This is a genomic window from Sinomonas terrae (genome assembly GCF_022539255.1).
GTDB classification, from domain to species: domain Bacteria; phylum Actinomycetota; class Actinomycetes; order Actinomycetales; family Micrococcaceae; genus Sinomonas; species Sinomonas terrae.
The window spans coordinates 3273733-3293147 of record NZ_JAKZBV010000001.1 but is presented as its reverse complement, the minus strand read 5'-3'; the positions used below and the strand labels follow the sequence as shown (position 1 = coordinate 3293147).

Genomic DNA, 19415 nt, shown 5'->3' with positions numbered 1-19415 from the left:
ACGAGGCGGGCAAGTCAGCGAGACCCCGAGAGGATCGTCTCCGCGCGGGACGCTCCTTGCTTCCGAAAGCCTTGGATCTCGCTGATGATCGCCTCGTTGGATTCGAGGAAGGTGGTCAGGTAGCTGTTCAGGGCTGCCGTCCGGGTGGCCTCGTACGCGATCGCCTCCCGGCACTTTGCGTCCGCCACCGCGAGGGACCCGGCGTCCGAGGAGTTCTTGCGGGCGGCATTCCACGCCAGTTCCGGGGTGTCGAATCCGGGCAGCCCGGCGTCGGTCATGCAAGCAGACCACTTCTTGTCCGCTTCGATAACAGACGGATCGCCTATGGCTGCGTTGATCGCAGGCAGTACCGCGTTGGCGGTCACCCCCGTGGCGAGCATCCCATTCTCGACCGATCCGTAAACCTCTCGATAGCTCGTTGCCAGACAGCCCTTCGACGAGACCGAAGGAGCCATTCCGAGGACATCCACGGAGACCTTCGGCGCGTCCGGCGGGCCCACGTACGCGACCGTCCCTGCGGGGCTCAACGGCCCGCCTCGCTCCTGCCGGCCGGACTTCTCGGGGTTTGCGTAGCCACGTTGGCGGGCCTCCTCCACCGTCAGTGGCTTGAGGCTCATCAAGTCCCTGACGCGAACCTGACTGACCCCTTGCTCCTCCCAGTCGAAGCCTGCTTCGTTCATACAGCGCTTGAGGATTGCCTGCCGGGCGCGCTCGGCGGGTGCGTTGGACTGGAGGAAGTCATCTGCCTTGGCAAGGGCCTGGGGGTCCGGATGGGACGATGCCTCGACGCCTCCGCCGCCGGTCGCCGCCTTTTTCGGCGTCGCGCTGCATCCTGCGACGGCGAGGGCCACGAGCAGGGCCATGGTGGAAATTCGGACCATGCGACGTGCCATGAGCGTTCCTCCGGAGGTTCTAGCCGTGCGAGAGCGTCACGACGGGATCGGTTTGGGCAGCCTTCATGGCGGGGTAGACCCCCGCCACGAGCCCGATGACGAGGCCTGCCGCGAGGCCCAGCGTGATGCTCTCCGGGGAGAACACCGGCACCCAGTGGTTCACCAGACAGGTGACGGCGAGGATGTTGATCGCCGCAACCACCCCGAGAACGGCCCCGGCCCCGGCGGTCAGCACGGATTCCGTGGCGAACTGGACCATCATGCCAAGGCGCGAGGAGCCGAGTGCCATTCTGAGACCGATTTCCCGGCGTCGTTCAAGGACGGCCACCAGAAAGGTGTTCATGGTCCCGACGGCCCCTATAACCAGCGTGACCGCTGCCATTCCGATCATGAGCGTCTGTTGGTTCGCGTCCGCAGCCTTTCGGAGTGACTTGGGCTCTGGGGACGCCGCCGCCGTCATGCTGCCGGGGCGGGCAGGATTCCATGCGACCGGTCCTTCAGCAGCCACCTGCGAAGCAGCCCCAGCCGCTGTCTTGACCATGATCGAGGCCCTGCCGCCCTCGCCCCCGAGCGTCTGGCCCAGAGGGATGAAGACGCTGGGGAGAGTCGATCCTGAGGTGAGGTCCTGCTTCACGAGGCCAATCACCGAGAACGGGGTGTTGTTGGCGAAAACTGTCAGGCCAGGGACCCAGGTGCGGCCGAGCTGCTGGAAGACTGACTCGCTGAGGACGGCGACCCGATCCCCGCGGGCGATGTGCCCTGCGTCGAAGAGACGGCCGGCCACTAGCTCGAGGCCCATGGCCTGCATGCCGCCCCTGCTCGTGGACATGACGGGTGCCTGGATCCGGCCCTCGAAGTCGGTCCGGTTTTCATGCACCGGCGTGATGGTCGCCGCTCCGCCCGAGACGTCCTGGACGACGCCCGCGGCTTCCACCCCATTGAGGGACTTGAGCCTTGCAAGCCCGGTCGAATCCTCCCACGATAGGGCTTCGCGTGCGCCGATCTGGGCGTCGCCCGGCGGCTTCAGAGTGACCCGTTGCGCGAGATAGAGGTTGAACGTGTCCGAGAGTTGCGCGGAAATAGTGGCGGACAACGCTACTGTCAGCACGAGTGCGGCGACGCCCAAAGTCACGCCGAGCATGGTGAAGAAGTTCCGGCCAGCGCGTCGCTGGACTGCTCTGAGGGCTTGGCCCATTCCGAGCAGCGCCCATCGCGAGGTGGTCTTGGGCGGCTGGAGCGGCTGGGCTGCCGTCCGCCGAGCCGCAGTGGACCGTCTCGAGGGCGCGTCGATCCGACCGTCCTCGACTCGTACCGTCCGGTCGCATTGTCCGGCCACCCATTCATCGTGAGTCACGATGACGGTCGCCTGTTCGGGCCCTGTCAGGTTCCGTAGGAGCTCGACGACTTCTCGCGATCGAACCGAATCCAGACTGCCGGTGGGTTCGTCGCAGAGCAGCAGCGTGGGCTTCGTGACCAAGGCCCGGCCGATAGCCACTCTCTGTTTCTCTCCCCCGGACAGGGTGCGAGGCAGGTTGTCTTTTCGGTGCCCGAGGCCGAGCTTCTCGATCATGACGTCGACAGTTTCCCTCCGCGCGTCCTTCGGTGTGGACGTGTGCAGGAGCGGCAGGGCGATGTTCTCGGCAACCGTCATATGCTCGACCAGGTGGAAGGCCTGGAAGACGAACGCTATGCGCCCGAGGCGGAACGCCGCACGGTGGGCCGGCGCAAGCTGCGTGACGTCATGGCCGTCAATGACGAGCTGCCCCCGGTCCGGACGGGTCAGCAGGCCGAGAATGTTCAGCAGCGTGCTCTTGCCGGAGCCCGAGGAGCCGTGCACGGCCACCATCTCGCCGAAGGCAAGGTCCAGACTCACGTCCTTCAGGACGCTCGCGTCGCGCTCGCCGTTGGGAAACGACTTGCAGATACCTCTAGCCTCCACGGCTGGACGGCGGGACGCTGCATCCGGAGTCATTTCGCTGCCCCCGTGACGATCACGCGGTCGCCCACCTTAAGGCCAGACTCCTTCGCCGGCGCGGCCACGGTACTTTCTCCGGCCGCCGTGAAATCGATCGTCACGGCCACGTCACGACAGCCATCGTCCTCAACCACCGTGACCAACGTGTCCGATCCGCGGGTCCAGAGGGCGGAACTCGGGACCACCAACGAGTCGGGCTTGGACTCGGCCAGAATGAGGTCGGCGGACACCGCTGGGCTCCCGCCCATGTCCTTGCCGATGTCGATGAAAATGCGTCCCTTATCCCCTTGCGATGCGTCCCGTTGCGATGCTCCGGAGCCCCCCTGATCAGATGATGCCCCTTCTCCAGCTTGTGAGGACCCAGCCGGCTTGGCACCGGAACGGGAGCCCGGCTCGACCACGACTGGATACAGTTCCGCGCCGAGAGAGGTCACTCGGGCCTTCTGGCCAGTTTTAGCCTCGGACGGCACCGATCCGGAGGCCGAGCTACAGAGGAGTCCGCGATGGCCGAGACCGGCGGTCAAGATGGGATCGGTGCCTAGATCTCCCGTCTTATGTGCCGCGCCCGCAACGGTGCCGGGGCTCTCCAAGACCTCAAAGGCTGACCTCGCGACGACGGCGTCGCCGGAATTGGGGGGAGCGTATCCGGCCCCTCGATAGAGGGCCGCCACGGCGCGGACGGTGTGTGCCGTGACGGTCGAAGCCGTCGATTCGTCAAGCTGAACCAGGAGCCCGGCGCGGACGAGCGCGTCATTGACTAGCCGCGCGTCCGGACCCGTGTCGTTGAGCCTCAGCTCGCGGTAGAGAGGGAACGACCCGATGGCCGCGAAGACAGGGCTTCCGTTGACTTCGCCGATCAACGTTCCGTCGCCGATCGGATCCCCTTCATTGAGGGGCGCCTTGGTCAGCACCCTCGGGGTTGTCGCCGGGCCCATCACGGCGGCCTCCGAAAGGAAGCCCGGCTTGCAGGTCAGCTGGACGCTGTCCTGCAGCTGGCGTTTCTCTATACTCGCGGTTATTTCGGATGGAGGTGGGGGAGCGGCCTCGGCGGCCCTTTGAGCTGTCGACTTCAAACTGGACGCCGCAAGCACCGTGCCGCCCGTCGCAACAATCGCGGCACTGACAATGAGCGTGATCGTGAGCTTGCTCTTCTTCACCCAAGGTCCCCCGTGCTTGCATGCCCTAATTCCTGCGACGCCAGGACCGTCGCAGGAACTAGGGGGTGAATGTTGGTGGCTAGGCCCACGCGACGTAGTCGGCCATGTCGTTGAAGCCCGCGGTCCTCAGATCGTCCTCGTACCAGCCCGCGGGGAGAAGCTGGCCGTTGTAGGGCCTCCCGTTTCGCCACTCACCAATCGCGAACCCCTGGGACCTGCAGGCGTTCGTCCACGAGGAGGCGCGGTCGTGGAGCGAGCCGTTAAGGTCCGTGTAGGAGGCGTAGCCGCTAACAGACTGCTTCGCCCCGCCGCGGTATGTGTGTTCATAGATGCATACGGTGCTGGTTGAGCAGCCGTAGATATCGGCATGGGCGGGTGCAGCCGCGAAGGCGGCCCCGCCGAGAACGCCCGCAACGACAAGCCCAACCGAACCCGCTCGATGGAGTTTCACTTCTTTCTCCTTGCATTCGACGCGAACCAACTGTTCAGCCAGAGGCCCGTCGAGTGAAGGCAGGCGTGCCGCTGGGTATCGAAAGTTCAGCATGCAGGGATAACGTCTCCGTGAAGCAAAGGCCAGACTCTCAGTGGTGGACGCCCGGAATCGGCCTCATCGGCCAAAGAACTCAGTGTCCCTCCGGTTTTCCTGTGAAAGATCAGTGGCCCAACGTGAAAGATCAGTGGTCTCTGCGCAGGAGAGGCCGTCGCAGCAGGTCCGAAACCCCAACAGCGCATTAAAACGACAACGCCGCACCGGAGACGGACGCCTGTCCCCTGTGTGGGCGGCGTCCGCCTCCGTTGCGGTGTCAGCTCAAGCCTTGGTCAAGCGAACCAGCGACTACGCGGCTGGTTCGACGATCGGCGCTTCCTGCAGAACGGGTTCCGGAACGCCCGGCGCCGGCCAGCCCACCACCTTCTTCGGCCGGGGCTTCGCGAAGGTGCGGACCTTCGACGTCGTGAGCCCGAGGCGGACGAGGGACTCCGCCGCAGCGACGGCGGCAGCGACGCCGTCGACCACCGGAACCCCGCAGCGCTCGCGGATGCGCTCTTCGAGCTCCGCCATGCCCCCGCAGCCCAGGACGATCACCTCGGCCTTGTCCTCCCGCACGGCCCACTCGGCCTCGGCGACAATCGCCTCGATAGCGCGCTCGGGGTCGGCCTCGAGCTCGAGCACAGCCATCCCGGAGGCCCGTACTGATGCACACCGCGCGTCGAGCCCGGCAAGCTTGAGGCGGTCTTCGATGAGGGGGACGGTGCGATCGAGCGTCGTGACGACCGAGAACTTGTGGCCCAAGTACATCGCGGTCGCGGCGGCGGCCTCGGTGATATCTACGACGGGCACATCGAGCAGCTCCTGGAGCCCCTCTCGCCCGTGCTCTCCGTAGCCGGCCTGGACGACGGCGTCGAACTCGCCGTCGTACCTCGTCACCGCATCCATGACCGCGACCGCCGCGAGATAGCTCTCGAAGTTCCCCTCGCATGAGTCGGCACCGAACCGTGGGGTGATGCCCACGATCTCCGTGCCCGGCAGGGCCGCGCGGCGGGCTTGTGCCGCGATGGCGTCCGTCATGGACTGGGTGGTGTTGACGTTGGCGACAAGGATGCGCATCGGAAACTCTCTGGCTAGTGGTGTGCTTGGGGACGTCAGTGGACCACAGGGACGGCGATCGCCTCGCCGTCGGCGTCGTGGAACTGGCGACGACGGTCGGCGATAAGCCAGTAGGCAATGGCACCGAGACCCGCGCCGAAGAACCAGGCGAACTCCGAGAGGACGTTGAGCGCCGGGACGAACGCGATCGCGAGGGCGACGGCCGCCGCCGGGACGAGCGCGGCGATTGCCCGCGGGTTGACGCCACGGCGGTAGTGGTACTCGCCAGTGGGTTCTTCCGTGTACAGCTCCCGGACGTTGACGCGGCCGCGGCGGACCAGCCAATAGTCGGCCATGATGACGCCGAACAGCGGGCCGAGCAGCGCTCCGAGTCCACCGAGGAAGTACACGATCACGGCGGGGTTGTTGTAGAGGTTCCACGGGAGGATGACGAGGCCGATCACCGCGGAGACGAGCGCTGCCTTGCGGAAGTTGAGCCGCTTCGGGAAGAGGTTCGTCAGGGCGTAGGTCGGGGCGACGAAGTTGGCCATGAGGTTGACCGCGACCGTCAGCACGAGGAGCGCGAGGGAGGCGCAAGCGAGGAGGAACGTGTTCGGGATGGCCTGGACGACGTCGGACGGGGAGGTGATGATCCTGCCGTCGATCTTGAACTGGGCACCCGCGAGGACCACGCTGACGGCGCCGAACAGGAGCATGTTGATGGGGATGCCCCAGAAGTTGCCCTTCACGATCGACTTCTTGGACTTGGCGGCCCGGGTGAAGTCGCAGAAGTTGAGGACGAAGGTGCCGTAGATCGAGACCCAGAGCGCACCGCCGCCGAAGATATGCCCCCACATCGCCGGCCCCGTGAGGCTGGTGTTCGTGTGCCAGGCGATCGAGAAGCCGGCACGGCCGAACATCCAGATGGCGAGGGCGAGCATGGTCGCGAGGATGATCGGGCCGGCGAAGGCCTCGTACTTGCGGATCATCTCCATCCCGTAGCTCACGATGATGACCTGCACGATCCACAGCGCGACGAACGCTATCCAGCCGAGCGGGGACAGGCCGAGGATGTCGCCCTGATCGAGAGGCTTGAGGCTCGGCGCGAGAGCCACGAGGAGGACGCGGAGGACGACGGACGCGAGGTACGTCTGGATCCCGAACCACGCGATGGCCACACCGCCGCGGATCAGTGCTGGGATCTGCGCCCCATGGATGCCGAACGAGATACGGCTCATGACGGGGAACGGGACGCCGGTCTTCTGGCCCATGAATCCCGAGAGCGTGAGCAGTCCGAACAGGAGCGCCGCGCCGAATCCCAGCGCGCCGAGCACCTGCCAGCCGCCGAGCCCGAGGGCGAAGAGGCCGATCGCGAAGGCGTAGTTGCCGAGGCTGTGCACGTCGTTGGCCCAGAGGGTGAAGATGCTGTAGGCGCTCCAGCTGCGGCCAGACCGCTGCGTCGGGGCGAGGTCGCGGTTGTAGAGGCGTGGGCTGAGGGCGACGGGAATCGACCGGGACGGGAAGGGCGACGACGGCGACTGTGCCGTGGCGGTCGGCTCACCGCTGGAGGGGGCTGAGTCGGAGGACGACCCACGGCTCGTGCCGGCGTCTGCGGCACCGGCATTGGGTGTGGGGACTGTCAGCGGTTGGACGGCGATGTCCGGGTTGCTGTTCATTGTTCTCTTTCGGATCGGTGCTGGCGGATTGGGGTCCGCGTTTGGGGATCCGCTGGCCTGTTTGGGGCTGTGAGGCTCAGCTGTCCGGCTCGGCGGCCGGTGTGCGAGGAGTTTCGGTGTGGTGTGACCGGCCTCTCATCGCTTGGTATACAAACTACGCTGGGATACCAAAGCTGGCAAGAGGTTGGGCGAAAGTGATATTTGAGGCTCTTTTGCTGTCAATTGGGATACCGAATTCCCGGCCCCAGGTTTTCGTGAAGCGGGGCCGCTAGACCGGCTCAAGGCCGAGCTCCCCACCTTTCTGACCGGAATCCCCCGAGTTTGAGTGACGTCGGCCGCGACACGCCGAGAAATTCCCGTGGCGCGCCGTTGCAGAGCCGCATCAGCCGCGAAAAGTGGGGAGGACGGCGGGGAAGGTGGGGAGGATGGCGGGGAACCTGGGGAGGACGGCGGGGAACCTGGGGAGGACGGCGGGGAAGGTGGGGAGGACGGCGGGGAACCTGGGGAGGCCGGCTTTGAAAACTCAGCCCGCAACGCAGCGAACGCCGCACCTTCCGCGTCCGTCCGAAGACGAATGCGGCCGATGCGGCGTTCGAAGGGTGGGCGCTGGCGCGCCGTCGGCTGGATCCCGGTTCGCGACCGGGGTCGGAAGCCTCGTTGGGTCAGGTCTTGTTGGGCCAGGTCTTTGTTGGGCGGGGCCTTACCGGGCCGGGAGCTGGAGGACCTGGCCGGGGAAGATGAGGTTCGGGTTGGCGATGGCGCTCGCGTTGGCGTCCGCGAGGCTCTCCCAACCGCCGGTCACGCCGAGCTGCTGGGCGATGGCGCTCAGGGTGTCGCCGGCCTTGACCGTGTAGGTCTGGCCAGAGACGGCAACCTGCGAAGCGTGGCGCGGAGCAGCCTGGACAGGGGCAGCCTGGACAGGAGCGGCCTGAACCGGGGCAGCCTGAACAGGCGCAGCCTCGGGGGTCACGGTGGCAGCCTTGGGAGCAACCTGTACAGGGGCGGCCTGAACGGGAGCGGCCTGGATGGGGGTCGGGTTCGCGCCGGCAGTGCCGTAGAGGCCGAGCTTCGCGGAGCAGGCGGGCCATGCGCCCCAGCCCTGGCTTGCGAGGACGCGCTCGGCAACGGAGATCTGGGTAGCCGGGGAGGCTTGGTTCGGCATCCCGGTTCCGCCGTAGGCCTGCCACGTGCTCAGCGTGAACTGGAGGCCGCCGTAGAAGCCGTTGCCCGTGTTGATGGCCCAGTTGCCACCGGACTCGCACTGGGCGATCGCGTCCCACGTGGACGTGCTGGCCGCGTTGGCGGCAGGGGCCGCGAGTGCGGCGCCGCCGATGGCAGCACCGGAGATGGCGGCGAGGGCGAGAGAACGACGTGCAGCAGTTTTGAAGGTCTTCTTCATGGGTTCTCAGATGCTCGGGACTCCACCGGCACTCGTTCCGTCCCCGGAAGTCGACGTGCGCCGCCGGTCCCTGACAGTTTGAGGTCAGGACGATGGTGACTGCGCAAACGGCGGCGAGCGGTGGACGGCAGTACCCGGCATATGCAGCCGATGGCGCAAAATGCCTCGGCGTTGTGCCCGCTGGGTCGGGCGGTCCGTTATCGAACCTTGACCTACCCTAGAGTACAAATCCTTCGTTGCCAAATCGTGATCGGAGGCGGTTGCCGCTCACTCGATGAGGCTTCGCACGTCCTCTGCAGTGAGGGCGGAGGAGAACATTGCGTCGTCGTCCATGACGGATGTGAAGAGCGCAGCCTTCTTCTCCTTGAGCTGCATGACTTTCTCCTCGATCGTCCCCTTCGCCACGAGGCGGTACGTCATGACGGCGCGCTCCTGGCCGATGCGGTGAGCGCGGTCCACAGCCTGCGCCTCGGCGGCTGGGTTCCACCACGGATCCAGAAGGAAGCAGTAATCGGCTTCGGTCAGGTTGAGACCGAAGCCCCCGGCCTTGAGCGAGATGAGGAAGACTGGCGCGTCGCCTTCCTTGAACGAGCGGACGACGGCGCCCCGCCGCTTCGTGGACCCGTCCAGATAGGCGTAGGGGATTCCAGCGGCATCGAGACGTTCGGCTGCCTTGCGGAGGAACGACGTGAACTGGCTGAACACGAGTGCGCGATGGCCCTCTGCGATGACGTCGTCGAGCTGTTCGAGGAGCACATCGAGCTTGGCGGGGGAGACGCCGCCGAGCGCTGGATCGACCAGTGCCGGGTCCAAGGCCATGAGCCGCAAGAGCGTGAGCGAGCGGAAGACGATGAACCTGTTGCGGTCGAGGTCCTCGACGAGGCCGAGCACCTTCTCGCGTTCGCGCTGGAGGTACTGCTCGTAAAGCCGGCGGTGCTTCGGCGCAAGGTCGACGTCGAGCCGCTGTTCGACCTTCTCGGGAAGCTCGGAGGCCACGGCTTCCTTCGTGCGGCGCAGCATGAGCGGCCGAACACGCCTGCGGAGCTGGGCAAGACGCTTGGCATCGCCGTTCTTCTCGATGGGTCGGGCAAAGTCCTGCGCGAAGACGCTGGCCCCGGGAAAGAGCCCCGGCGCGACGATCGCGAAGAGCGACCAGAGCTCCATCAGGTTGTTCTCGAGCGGAGTACCTGTCAGCGCGAGCTTGAACGGTGCCTCAAGGTCCCGCGCGAACTGATGGGCCTTCGTCGCTCGGTTCTTGAGGAACTGGGCCTCGTCCATGATGAGGCCGTCCCAGGGGAGCTCGGAGTACGCGTCGGCGTCCAGACGGAAGAGTGCGTAGCTCGTGACCACGACGTCGGCGCCAGCCACGGCCTCCGAGAGCGGTATCCCGGCCGCCCCTTGGGTGTCCGTGATGGCGACCGTCCGCAGTGACGGTGCGAAGCGCTCGGCTTCGACGGCCCAGTTGGGCACAACCGATGTCGGCGCGACGACAAGGAAAGGCGCCCGGCCGGCATCGTGCGCTGATTCCGAAGCCGCGCCAGCAGCGCTGCCAGCGTCGCCGCCCGGGCCGCCCGAACCCGTGCCTCCGGCGTGGTCACCCGATTCCCGCGCATGCAGCAGCAGCGCGAGCGCCTGAAGGGTCTTCCCCAGGCCCATGTCGTCCGCGAGGACGCCGCCGAGCCCGTGCCGCCACAGGAACGCAAGCCACTCGAATCCTTCGTGCTGATACGGGCGCAGCTCGGCGACGAGGCCCGCCGGAATCGGAACCGGGTCGAGGGCCTCGGGCTCGAGGAGCCCCCGCACCGTCTGGCGCCAGCGCGGCGGCTCGACCGTCTCTCCCGCGAGCTCGGCGATCTCGTCCCACAGACCCGCCTGGTACAGGCTCAGCCTGGGCGGCTTCGGTGGGCCGCCCTCGGCCTTCCACTCGCGCAGTTCGTGGGAGGCGTCGATGATCTCTTTGAGGCGCAGGATCTCCGGCGTGTCGATCCTGAACCACGACTTGTCCGGAAGCATGATCTTCGTCCGCCCCCGCGCGAGCGCCACGAACACGTCCTGGAAGGCGACCTGCCGTCCCTCGACCGTGATCATGAGCCCGAGATCGAACCAGTCCCGCTTGTCGCTCTCCACTGCGCTCAGCACTAGCTCGGGCACGCCATCGAGCCGCCGATAGTCAGGCTTGTCCCCGCGCAGGACGACCTCGAGCCCCTCGACCTTCCGCAGCTCGGGCAGCGTCCGCTCGGCGAAGTCGGCCGTGTCAAGATCCGCGAGCGTCGCGTCGCCGAGGGCGTGGCGGCCCAGAGCGCTGTCCTCGAGAGCGTCCGCAACGCGGCCGACGACGGCGGCCTCCGCGATCTCGTCCCTCGAGTGCGGCTCGTTCGGCGCGGCGTAGAGCGGAAGCTGCCGCACGTCGTCGCCCGTCCGGTACTCCCAGTGCCATGCGAGACGCAGCCGGTCCCTTGGCTCGAATGTTGCGGTGAGCACGAGGACGGGCGGCTCGATGGGCGGGAGCTCGACGCTGCCGTCGCTGCTCGAGACGGCGAGGCTTCGAGCGAGGTCGGGATACAGCTCCCCGAAGAACATCTCGCTGTCCTCGTCGGGGATGTGAATCGGCTCGCGACGCTTCAGGAGCGCACGCTCGCGATCGGTTAGCGGGTGCGAGGCGCGGGCGAGCACGATGAGCTCGTCTTTGCCGTTCCGCAGCGCGGCGTACGCGCCGTGGTCGCCGATCGGACCGGCCGACGACGCCGGGACCTCCTCCCCGCCGAAGGCGAGCGACGGCGCGACGGTCAGCCCGCCGTCGTCCGCCTTCCGCACGTCGACACTCACCTCCGCGACACCCGCGACGTGGATCTGCACCGAGTTCTTCGTGCCCACAAGCTCAATCCCGGCAGCGGCCGCGTCATCCAGCACGTTCCACCAGAGCGAACTGTTGAAGTCGTCGACGTAGATCCAGGGATCGTTGGGGCGCCAATAGTTGCCGCCGTCGGCGAGCTGGAGCGGCTGAACCTGCTGCAGAACCCGGAACTGGGCGGGGTCGAAACCGCCTGTGTAGTCGCGCCGACCGAACGTTGACCAGCCCAGGCTTCCGCGGTTCCATCGTCCCGTTACCGGGTCTTTGCTCGCAGGCCGGATGCCGAGCTTCACACCTTCTTTGTGCTGCCTTGCGTACGCGAGCCCGTACTTCTTCTTCTTCTTGTGGGCGTCGAGGTCACGCAGTTCGAACTGGAGAGCCAGTTGGACCCGCCGTGCCGAGCCGGGCGTGGACCCGGATGGGGTGAGGATCTCGGCAAGGGCCGTCCGCCATGCGGGCTGCTTGTTGCGGGCCGCGCCGGCCGGGGAGGCGACGCCCATCCGGGCCCGCACGGTCTGCTCGTTGGCCGCGAGGACTGCCGCGGGCATGTGCTTGCAGTCGCTCCCGACCGGGCAGGTGCACCAGCCGCCCTCGTACAGGTCGCGTCCCGGTGCCTGGCGAATGCGCACGAGGCACTCGTAGGGCTCGGGGTCGCTGCCCTGCACCTCCGCCGTGAGCTCGCCGCTCTTCGCATTCCAGTTGAAGTTCAGGACGTGCCCGCCGCGCGCGTACGCCGTCGCCCGCGCGAGCGTTGTCGGGCCGACCGTCCGGACGAGCCCCTGGACGTCGACCATCGGCAGGTCAGGGGAGAAGGGCACGATGCCATCCTCCCACGCACCCACGACACTCCTCGGCCCGCTCCGTGAGGGCGGACGCACCCCGCGAGGGGACGTTCCCGCGAGGGCGGACGTCTGCTGCGAGGGCCGACGTCTGCGCTACCGCAGCAGACAACCCCCTATCGCGACACGGCCGCCTCGGGCACCTGCAGCCCAGTGCCGAGCCCCCGCACGGTCCACCCTGCCCCGCGCCACTCGTCGCGGTCGAGGACGTTCCTCGCGTCCACCACCACCGGCCGGGCAACGATGTGGGCGAGGTCGTCGGGACTCAGCTTCCGATACTCGGCCCACTCGGTCAGGAGCAGGACGAGCTCCGCGCCCTCGCATGTGGCCCGGACGCTGGCCTCGAACTGGAGCTGCGGGTATCGCATCCAGGCGTTGTTGATGGCCTTCGGATCGGTGACGACCACATGGGCGCCCGCCTCTCCCAGCCGCAGCGCGACGTCGAGGGCGGGGGAGTCGCGAATGTCGTCGGTGTCCGGCTTGAACGCGGCCCCGAGGACGGCGATGCGCCTGCCGCTGACGGAGCCGCCGCACAGCTCGGCAGCGATCGACGCGACCCGGCTCCGTTGGCCCACGTTGATCGAGTCGACGAGCCCCATCCAAGCGTCCACCGAGTCGACGTCGAGCTCCCGAGCCTGGGCGCGGAATGAGCGGATGTCCTTCGGGAGGCAGCCCCCGCCGAAGCCGAGCCCGGCGGCGAGATACCGTTGCCCGATGCGCGGGTCAAGCCCCATAGCGGCGGCGAGCTGCGTGACGTCGGCCCCCGCCGCGTCGCATAGCTCTGCCATGGCATTGATGTAGGAGAGCTTCGTCGCGAGATAGGCGTTGGCCGCCGACTTGATGAGCTCCGCCGTCGCGAAGTTGCAGACGATCTGCGGCACACCCGCGTGCAGGAGCGGCGCGTAGACCTCGTCGAGCGCGCGGAGGACCGAGGGGGCGGCAGCATCGCCGTCGTCCACTCCGTACACGAGGCGATCCGGCACGAGCGAGTCCTTGACCGCCGTGCCCTGCCTCAGGAACTCGGGGTTCCACGCGAGTTCGACGTGCGTCCCCCCGAGCCAGGACCGCACCCGCAGAACCGTCCCGACAGGCACGGTGGACTTGCCGACGACGACGGACCCCGCCTTCGCGTGCGCCGCGAGAGAGCGGGTGGCCGCCTGGAGATACGTGAGGTCGGCGAGCTCGCTCGTCTTCGACTGCGGGGTGCCGACGCAGAGGAAGTGCACGTCGCAGTCTGCGACAAGAGCCATGTCTGTGTCGAATGTAAGGCGGCCAGTCGCTCGGCCCTCGGCAAGGAGCTCCTCGAGGCCGGGCTCGAAGAACGGCGCGAAGCCGCGCGCCAGATGGCCCACCTTCTCGGCGTCAGCGTCGATGCCCACGACGTCGTGGCCCATCGACGCGAGGGTGGCTGCGTGGACGGCCCCGAGGTAGCCGCATCCGATGACCGAGATTCTCATTCAGATTCCTTCCGGAAGTGGGTGACCTCAGCACACGGCGAGGGACGCGCGGGCGGTGATGACGTCGTCGTAATGGCGCACAAGCTGGGAACAGATCGAAGGCCAGGTGCGGCCCTGCACGCTGCGCAGGGCAGCCTCGGCGAATGCGGCCCGCTTCGCGTCGTCGCCGATGAGGTCCTGCACGTACGAGCGGAGCTCATCGAGCCGGCCCGGCGTGTAGAGCCAGCCCGTCTTCGAGTTCTCGACGAGGTCAAGCGGGCCTCCGCGGCCCGTCGCGACGACCGGCACGCCCGAGGCCATGGCTTCCTGGATGGTCTGGCAGAACGTCTCGAACTCGCCCGGATGGACGAACAGGTCGAAGCTCGCGACCATTCGGGCGAGGTCTTCGCCGCCTTGGAAACCCGCGAAATGGGCCGAAGGCAGCTGGGCCTCGAGAGTCGTCCGGAGGGGGCCGTCGCCCACGATGACGAGCTGCGTGTCCCGGCCGTCGGCGAGCACGCGAAGGTCCTCGACCTGCTTCTCGGCGGCGAGCCGGCCCACGTAGCCGATGATCTTCTGGGGCCTCCCGCCAGCGGCGCGGCCCGTGACCGAAGCCCGCCACGCGTCGTCGCGCTTGGCTGGATTGAAGCGGTCCGTATCCACGCCGCGTCGCCACAGCGCGGCATCGAAGATCCCGCGGCCCCGCAGCTGGTTGAGCGCGAAGGTCGACGGTGCGAGGGTGCGGTCTGCGAGGAGGTGGATCTTCTCGACCCGCTCCCACGCCCAGTTCTCGAGGAACGGCACCCCGTAGCGCGCCGCATAGCTGGGAACCTCGGTCTGGTAGATGGCCACCGTGGGGATGCCCAGGCTGTGGGCGGCGCGGACGGCACGCCACCCGAGCTCGAACGGCGAGGCGAGATGCACGACGTCGGGCGCGAACCGCTTGAGGATCCGACGGACCTTCGGGACGGCGCCGAATGCGACCCGGACCTTCGAATAGCCCACCATCGGCATCGACGGCAGGCGGTGGACAAGCGCCCCCGAGACGTATTCCGGCCCCGTCCCCGAGTCCCCGGCGGGGGCAATCACGAGGACGTCGTCTCCGCGTTCCTGGAGGTGATCCAAGACCCGCAGAACCGAATGGACCACTCCGTTCATCTGGGGCAGGAACGATTCGGCGACTATCGCGATCCTCACGCTCCCAAGGTCCCCCGTGCGCCTGAAGGTCTGGCGGAAACCGCGTGACGGCGAGGGGAAGGCTTGGTTAACGCGAGGCTTCCCGCCCGCTCCTCGTTTCGGGTACGGCTAATCGCCGTTTCAGGCGTTTCGGGTACGCCAACTCGGGATTATCTGTACCCGAGACGGTTGGGGGCGGGAGTTGGCGTACCCGAGACGGTTGGGGGCGGGAGTTGGCGTACCCGAAACGACCAGGGGCGGGAGTTGGCGTACCCGAGACGGTTCGGCTAGGGGAGGAGCGTGGCCTTTCTCGGCGCCGCCGCGGAGAGGGCGGCCACGACGAGGGCGAGAGCTCCGAGCCCCCAGCCGATCCCCGCGCCAGAGGCGATTGCGCCGACGAGCAGCGGCCCCCCGGCGTCGCCCATTTCGCGCCCAAGCTCAGCGCTGCCCATGGTGCGGCCCATCCGCTCGGCCGGCGTCGCGTCGGCGAGGTGGGCGAACGCGATGGGCGTCGCGAGCCCGATCCCGCCGCCTACGAGGAGCGCCGCGACGTACACGGCGAAGGCCGTCGCGCCCTGCCCGGCGAGCGGAAGGAGGGCCGCAACGGCAGACCCGAGCGCGATCGCGAGCAGCCCACCGGCCATGCCCCAGCGGTCACCGATCCGTCCGGCGTCGCGAAGCCGCCCGATGCGCGGCTGGACGAGCGAGGACGCGAGCGCGAGGACGGTGACGACGGCGACGCTCTCCAGGGTTCCGAGGCCCGCCCTGGCTGCGAGGGCCGGGAGGAAGCCGACGGCGGCTCCGAGGGAACCCGTCGCTCCGGCGAGCACGAGGGTCGGGCCAAGGAACGAACGGTCGGCCAGTTGACGCGCGAGGTCAGCGACGGTGTAGCGCGGCCGTGGGAGCGGCTCGATCCGGGGCACAGCGGCCGCGACCCATACGGCGACGACGACAGCCAGCGCCGCGAGAACGCCGAAGAGGGCCGGGAAGCCGCCCACGATCAGGGCGCCAGCGCCGAGCAGCGGACCGAAGGCATAGCCAAGCCCCTTCCACGATCCGTAGCGGCCGAAGTAGCGGCCGGTGCTCTTCCCGGCAAGCCGGGCGACGCTCGCGGATGACGCAGGCGAAAAGGCGGAGGCGGCCGCTCCTTGACCGAGGCGGGCGAGCGCGAGGATCAGCGGCTGCCCCGACCAGAGCCCCACGAGAGACGCGAGGGCGAAGCCGATCAGGCCACCCACGATGACGGGCTTAGGGCCGATCCTGTCCGAAAGCGAGCCGAAGACGGGCTTGAGGAACACCTCTGCCACGTCGTACAGGGCGAGCAGCACTCCGAGGACGAGGAGGTTGAGGCCGAGATTACCGTTGTTGCTCTCCGCGCCGAGGGCCGCCGCGATGCTGTGGGCCCCGAAGGCGGTCGTGAAGCCGGCCGCGTACAGGGGCACGACGGCGGCGCTTGCCGCCTGAGGGCGTGGTTGGCTCACCGGTGAAGTCTACGGACACGACGACGGCGCGGACTCCGCCGAGTTGGTCCGCGCCGTCGGTTTCGGTTGGCTCCTTGGGGCTATGCCTGGTCCTCCACGTTCGTCGCGAGGTATCAGTCGGATACGGCCAGACGAGGCCGACGATGATCGTCGGCCTCTCTCCTCCTGCATCAACTACTAAAATTTTACGCCGTGTAGTGGATTGGCGTACGTGCCCAAGCTCACATGCGATGAGGGGGAGGGGCGGAATGCGAAGCGGCTCCGCGAGGTTGCCGCCAGCATGACCCTTGAGAGCATCGAAACCGGCCGTGCGGCCCTCGCAGACCTCTTCACCCCTGTCGATCTGGGCTCGCTCCACGTTCCCAACCGCTTCGCGATGGCACCGATGACGCGCGAGTTCTCCCCCGAAGGGACCGTGACGGACGAGGTGGTCTCGTACTACGCCCGCCGCGCTGCTGCCGGAGTCGGGCTCCTCATCACGGAGGGTGTGTACGTCTCGGAGGACTCGGGTCCGAGCACCCGGGTTCCGCGTCTCTTCGGCGGGTCTCAGCTCGAGGCGTGGAAGCGACTGGTCGAGGCGGTTCACGCCGAGGGTGGCCTCATCGCCCCACAGCTCTGGCACCTCGGCGCCGAGCGCGGGGACCATCCGCAGTACAACCTCGAGCTTCCGACCCTGAGCCCCTCGGGCCTCTCGTCGTCGGGCAAGGCCCGCGGGCGCGCGGCCACGGTCGCCGAACTCGAGCGCATCCGCGACGACTTCGCCCGCGCTGCCGTGGCAGCCAGGGCGGCGGGCTTCGACGCTGTCGAACTCCACGGGGCCCACGGCTACCTTCTCGACCAGTTCCTGTGGGAGGGGACGAACCGCAGGGATGACCGCTACGGCGCCTCGCTCGAGGCGCGCACCCGCTTCCCGGCCGAGGTCGCCGCCGCGGTACGCGCCGCCGTCGGCCCCGAAATGCCGGTCATCTTCCGGTTCTCCCAGTGGAAGTCGGGCGACTACGCGGCCCGGATCGCGAAGACGCCCGCCGAGCTCGAGATCCTCCTCGGCTCCCTCGCCGAGGCTGGAGTCTCCGTGTTCCACGCCTCGACCCGCCGCCACTGGGAGCCGGCATTCCCCGAGGCCGAGGGGCCGGACGCTCAGCTGGGCCTCGCCGGCTGGGCGAAGAAGGTCACCGGGCTGCCCTCGATCGCGGTCGGCTCCGTCGGGCTCAACCAGGCCTTCCAGGTCGCGTTCCAGGAGGGCGGGCGGGCCGAGACGACCGGCTTCGAGCCGCTGCTCGAACAGTTCGCCCGCGGAGAGTTCGACCTCATGGCTGTGGGCCGCGTGCTCCTGAGCGATCCGGCTTGGGTGGCCAAGGTCCGCGACGGCCGGTTCGACGAGATCCTCCCCTTCAACGCGGAGGACCGCGAGACGCTCAGCTGAGTTCACCCGCGCTCCCGCCCGCTTGTGTTTTCCCAATCGGTCGGGGGCGCGGCGTGTCTCGCCTTGACGCCTTCGCAGAGCATCAGAAGTGGGCCGGAGCGCGGGCGCCCAGCCAGTCGTAGTCGCCCAACCTCCGGTGCGCCTGAGCCGCCTCGCGCCCGGAGCGTGGCACAGTGGGACCCGATGAAATTGCGCTCCGACCAGTCCGGGATCCGCGGCCTGCCGATGCCGCTTTGGCTTCAAGGCGGCGTGGAGGCGCTGCAGGCTGTGCTCATTTCAGCTGTTGCCGCGCTCGTCCCGATCGTGGCCGTCTGGCTCACGGGTGGATTCGGTTCGCTGCAGGTGGCGGATGCGATGCGGCTCGGGGGACAGGCGTGGCTGCTCGTCCACGGCGTTCCGCTCTATCTCGCCGAGGCGGCTCCCGCGTCCGACGGCGGAGTGGCGCCTTCCGCGCCCACCGTCCTGAGCCTCATCCCCCTCGGGTTCGCCCTCGTGCCTTTCCTGCTCTCATGGCGATCGGGGCGCCGCCTCGCCCGCGCGTCCTACGCTGACACGCTGTGGCAGGGGCTCCTCGGCGCGGCGGCCCTCTACGCGCTCGCAGGCTTTGCGACGGCGTTCGTGTGCAGCACGAGCGCCGTGAGCGCAAGCGTGGCCCTGGCTGCATCGGTCCCCCTCATCCCGGTCGGGTTTGGGCTCATCATCGGGGCGCGCCGCGAGGCGGGCTCATGGAGCCGGCTTATCGGCGTGGACGCGGTCGACTGGATCGCGCGCACCGGGCAGTATTCGCGCTGGGCGGGCAGCTACGTCTGGGCGGTAGTCCGCGCGGGGTTCGTCGCCGCCGTCGGCGCCTTCGGACTCGCCTCGGCGCTCTTGGCGCTGGACCTTGCAATCCGTTGGGCGGACGTTGTCACCGTATACGAGGCCCTCCGGGCCGGCGGCGTGGGTGGCGCGGCCCTTACAGTGGCACAGCTCGGCTACCTCCCGAACCTCGCGGTCTGGTCGCTCGGCTGGTCTTCCGGCGCGGGCGTCATCCTCGGGGCCGGTTCGAAGGCCGGCGCTCTTTCGACGGCGGTAGGTCCACTCCCGCCCATCCCCGTCCTGGCCGCGCTCCCGACGTCGTCCGTGTCCCTCGCGGCCGCCGCCGTCGTGCTCCCTGTCCTCGCCGGCGTGCTGGGCGGCTGGTGGTTCCAGCGGGCAGGGGAGGACCACTTCGACGAGTGGATCTCCATCAAGGTCCCCGCGCGGTGGTTCTCAGCGTCGGTCTCCGCGCTCGTCCTCGGCGCCTTCGTCGGTGCCGTCGCCGGGGCGTTGGCCGCGGCTGCGGCCTGGCTCTCCGGCGGCTCGGCAGGCGTCGGCCGCTACTCCCTCGTAGGGCCCAACCCGCTTTCGATGCTCATCTGGGTGGGGATCGAGGTGGCGATCGGAACAATCGTCGGCTACTCGCTCGCCCCGTGGCTCGAGCGCGGCCAGCTCGCCCGCGCCGATGCCGAAACCGTCAGCGCCTGAACGACGCCGTCAGGCGGC

13 protein-coding genes are annotated in these 19415 nt (G+C 68.2%); 2 read left to right on the top strand and 11 right to left on the bottom strand.

Annotation, left to right across the window (positions count from 1 at the left end; all coding sequences use genetic code 11):
* Positions 1-14: 14 nt before the first annotated feature.
* The 11 genes from L0M17_RS15200 to L0M17_RS15150 form a co-directional block, all read right to left on the bottom strand.
* Positions 15-893: a hypothetical protein gene (locus L0M17_RS15200; RefSeq protein WP_241055006.1), complete on the bottom strand. Its 879-nt coding sequence runs from the start codon at positions 891-893 to the stop codon at positions 15-17.
* Between the two features lie 19 nt (positions 894-912).
* Positions 913-2766, bottom strand: a complete 1854-nt coding sequence (locus tag L0M17_RS15195) for an ABC transporter ATP-binding protein/permease (protein ID WP_241055004.1) — start codon at positions 2764-2766, stop codon at positions 913-915.
* Between the two features lie 95 nt (positions 2767-2861).
* Positions 2862-4025: an efflux RND transporter periplasmic adaptor subunit gene (locus L0M17_RS15190; RefSeq protein ID WP_241055002.1), complete on the bottom strand. Its 1164-nt coding sequence runs from the start codon at positions 4023-4025 to the stop codon at positions 2862-2864.
* Positions 4026-4104: 79 nt separating this feature from the next.
* Positions 4105-4476 carry a hypothetical protein gene (locus L0M17_RS15185; protein ID WP_241055001.1) on the bottom strand — a complete coding sequence of 124 codons (372 nt, stop codon included), beginning with the start codon at positions 4474-4476 and terminating at the stop codon, positions 4105-4107.
* Positions 4477-4860: 384 nt separating this feature from the next.
* The gene (locus L0M17_RS15180; RefSeq protein ID WP_241054999.1) at positions 4861-5631 is read right to left on the bottom strand and encodes an aspartate/glutamate racemase family protein; all 771 of its coding nucleotides are present in this window, start codon (positions 5629-5631) and stop codon (positions 4861-4863) included.
* A gap of 35 nt (positions 5632-5666) precedes the next feature.
* On the bottom strand, positions 5667-7286 hold the full coding sequence (locus L0M17_RS15175; protein ID WP_241054997.1) for an NCS1 family nucleobase:cation symporter-1: 1620 nt from the start codon (positions 7284-7286) through the stop codon (positions 5667-5669).
* A 700-nt stretch (positions 7287-7986) separates the two neighbouring features.
* On the bottom strand, positions 7987-8685 hold the full coding sequence (locus L0M17_RS15170; RefSeq protein WP_241054995.1) for a transglycosylase family protein: 699 nt from the start codon (positions 8683-8685) through the stop codon (positions 7987-7989).
* Positions 8686-8952: 267 nt separating this feature from the next.
* Positions 8953-12354 carry a DEAD/DEAH box helicase gene (locus tag L0M17_RS22745; RefSeq protein ID WP_241054993.1) on the bottom strand — a complete coding sequence of 1134 codons (3402 nt, stop codon included), beginning with the start codon at positions 12352-12354 and terminating at the stop codon, positions 8953-8955.
* Between the two features lie 137 nt (positions 12355-12491).
* Positions 12492-13832 carry a UDP-glucose dehydrogenase family protein gene (locus tag L0M17_RS15160; protein WP_241054992.1) on the bottom strand — a complete coding sequence of 447 codons (1341 nt, stop codon included), beginning with the start codon at positions 13830-13832 and terminating at the stop codon, positions 12492-12494.
* Positions 13833-13859: 27 nt separating this feature from the next.
* The gene (locus tag L0M17_RS15155; protein WP_241054990.1) at positions 13860-15008 is read right to left on the bottom strand and encodes a glycosyltransferase family 4 protein; all 1149 of its coding nucleotides are present in this window, start codon (positions 15006-15008) and stop codon (positions 13860-13862) included.
* Between the two features lie 266 nt (positions 15009-15274).
* Positions 15275-16468, bottom strand: a complete 1194-nt coding sequence (locus L0M17_RS15150) for an MFS transporter (RefSeq protein ID WP_241054988.1) — start codon at positions 16466-16468, stop codon at positions 15275-15277.
* Positions 16469-16679: 211 nt separating this feature from the next.
* Here L0M17_RS15150 and L0M17_RS15145 point away from each other — a divergent pair, with 211 nt between their 5' ends.
* Together L0M17_RS15145 and L0M17_RS15140 are read left to right on the top strand one after the other, a co-directional pair.
* Positions 16680-17891, top strand: a complete 1212-nt coding sequence (locus L0M17_RS15145) for an oxidoreductase (RefSeq protein WP_241054986.1) — start codon at positions 16680-16682, stop codon at positions 17889-17891.
* 183 nt (positions 17892-18074) lie between these two features.
* Positions 18075-19397, top strand: coding sequence for a cell division protein PerM (locus L0M17_RS15140; protein WP_241054984.1), 1323 nt, complete (start codon positions 18075-18077; stop codon positions 19395-19397).
* Positions 19398-19415: the final 18 nt, after the last annotated feature.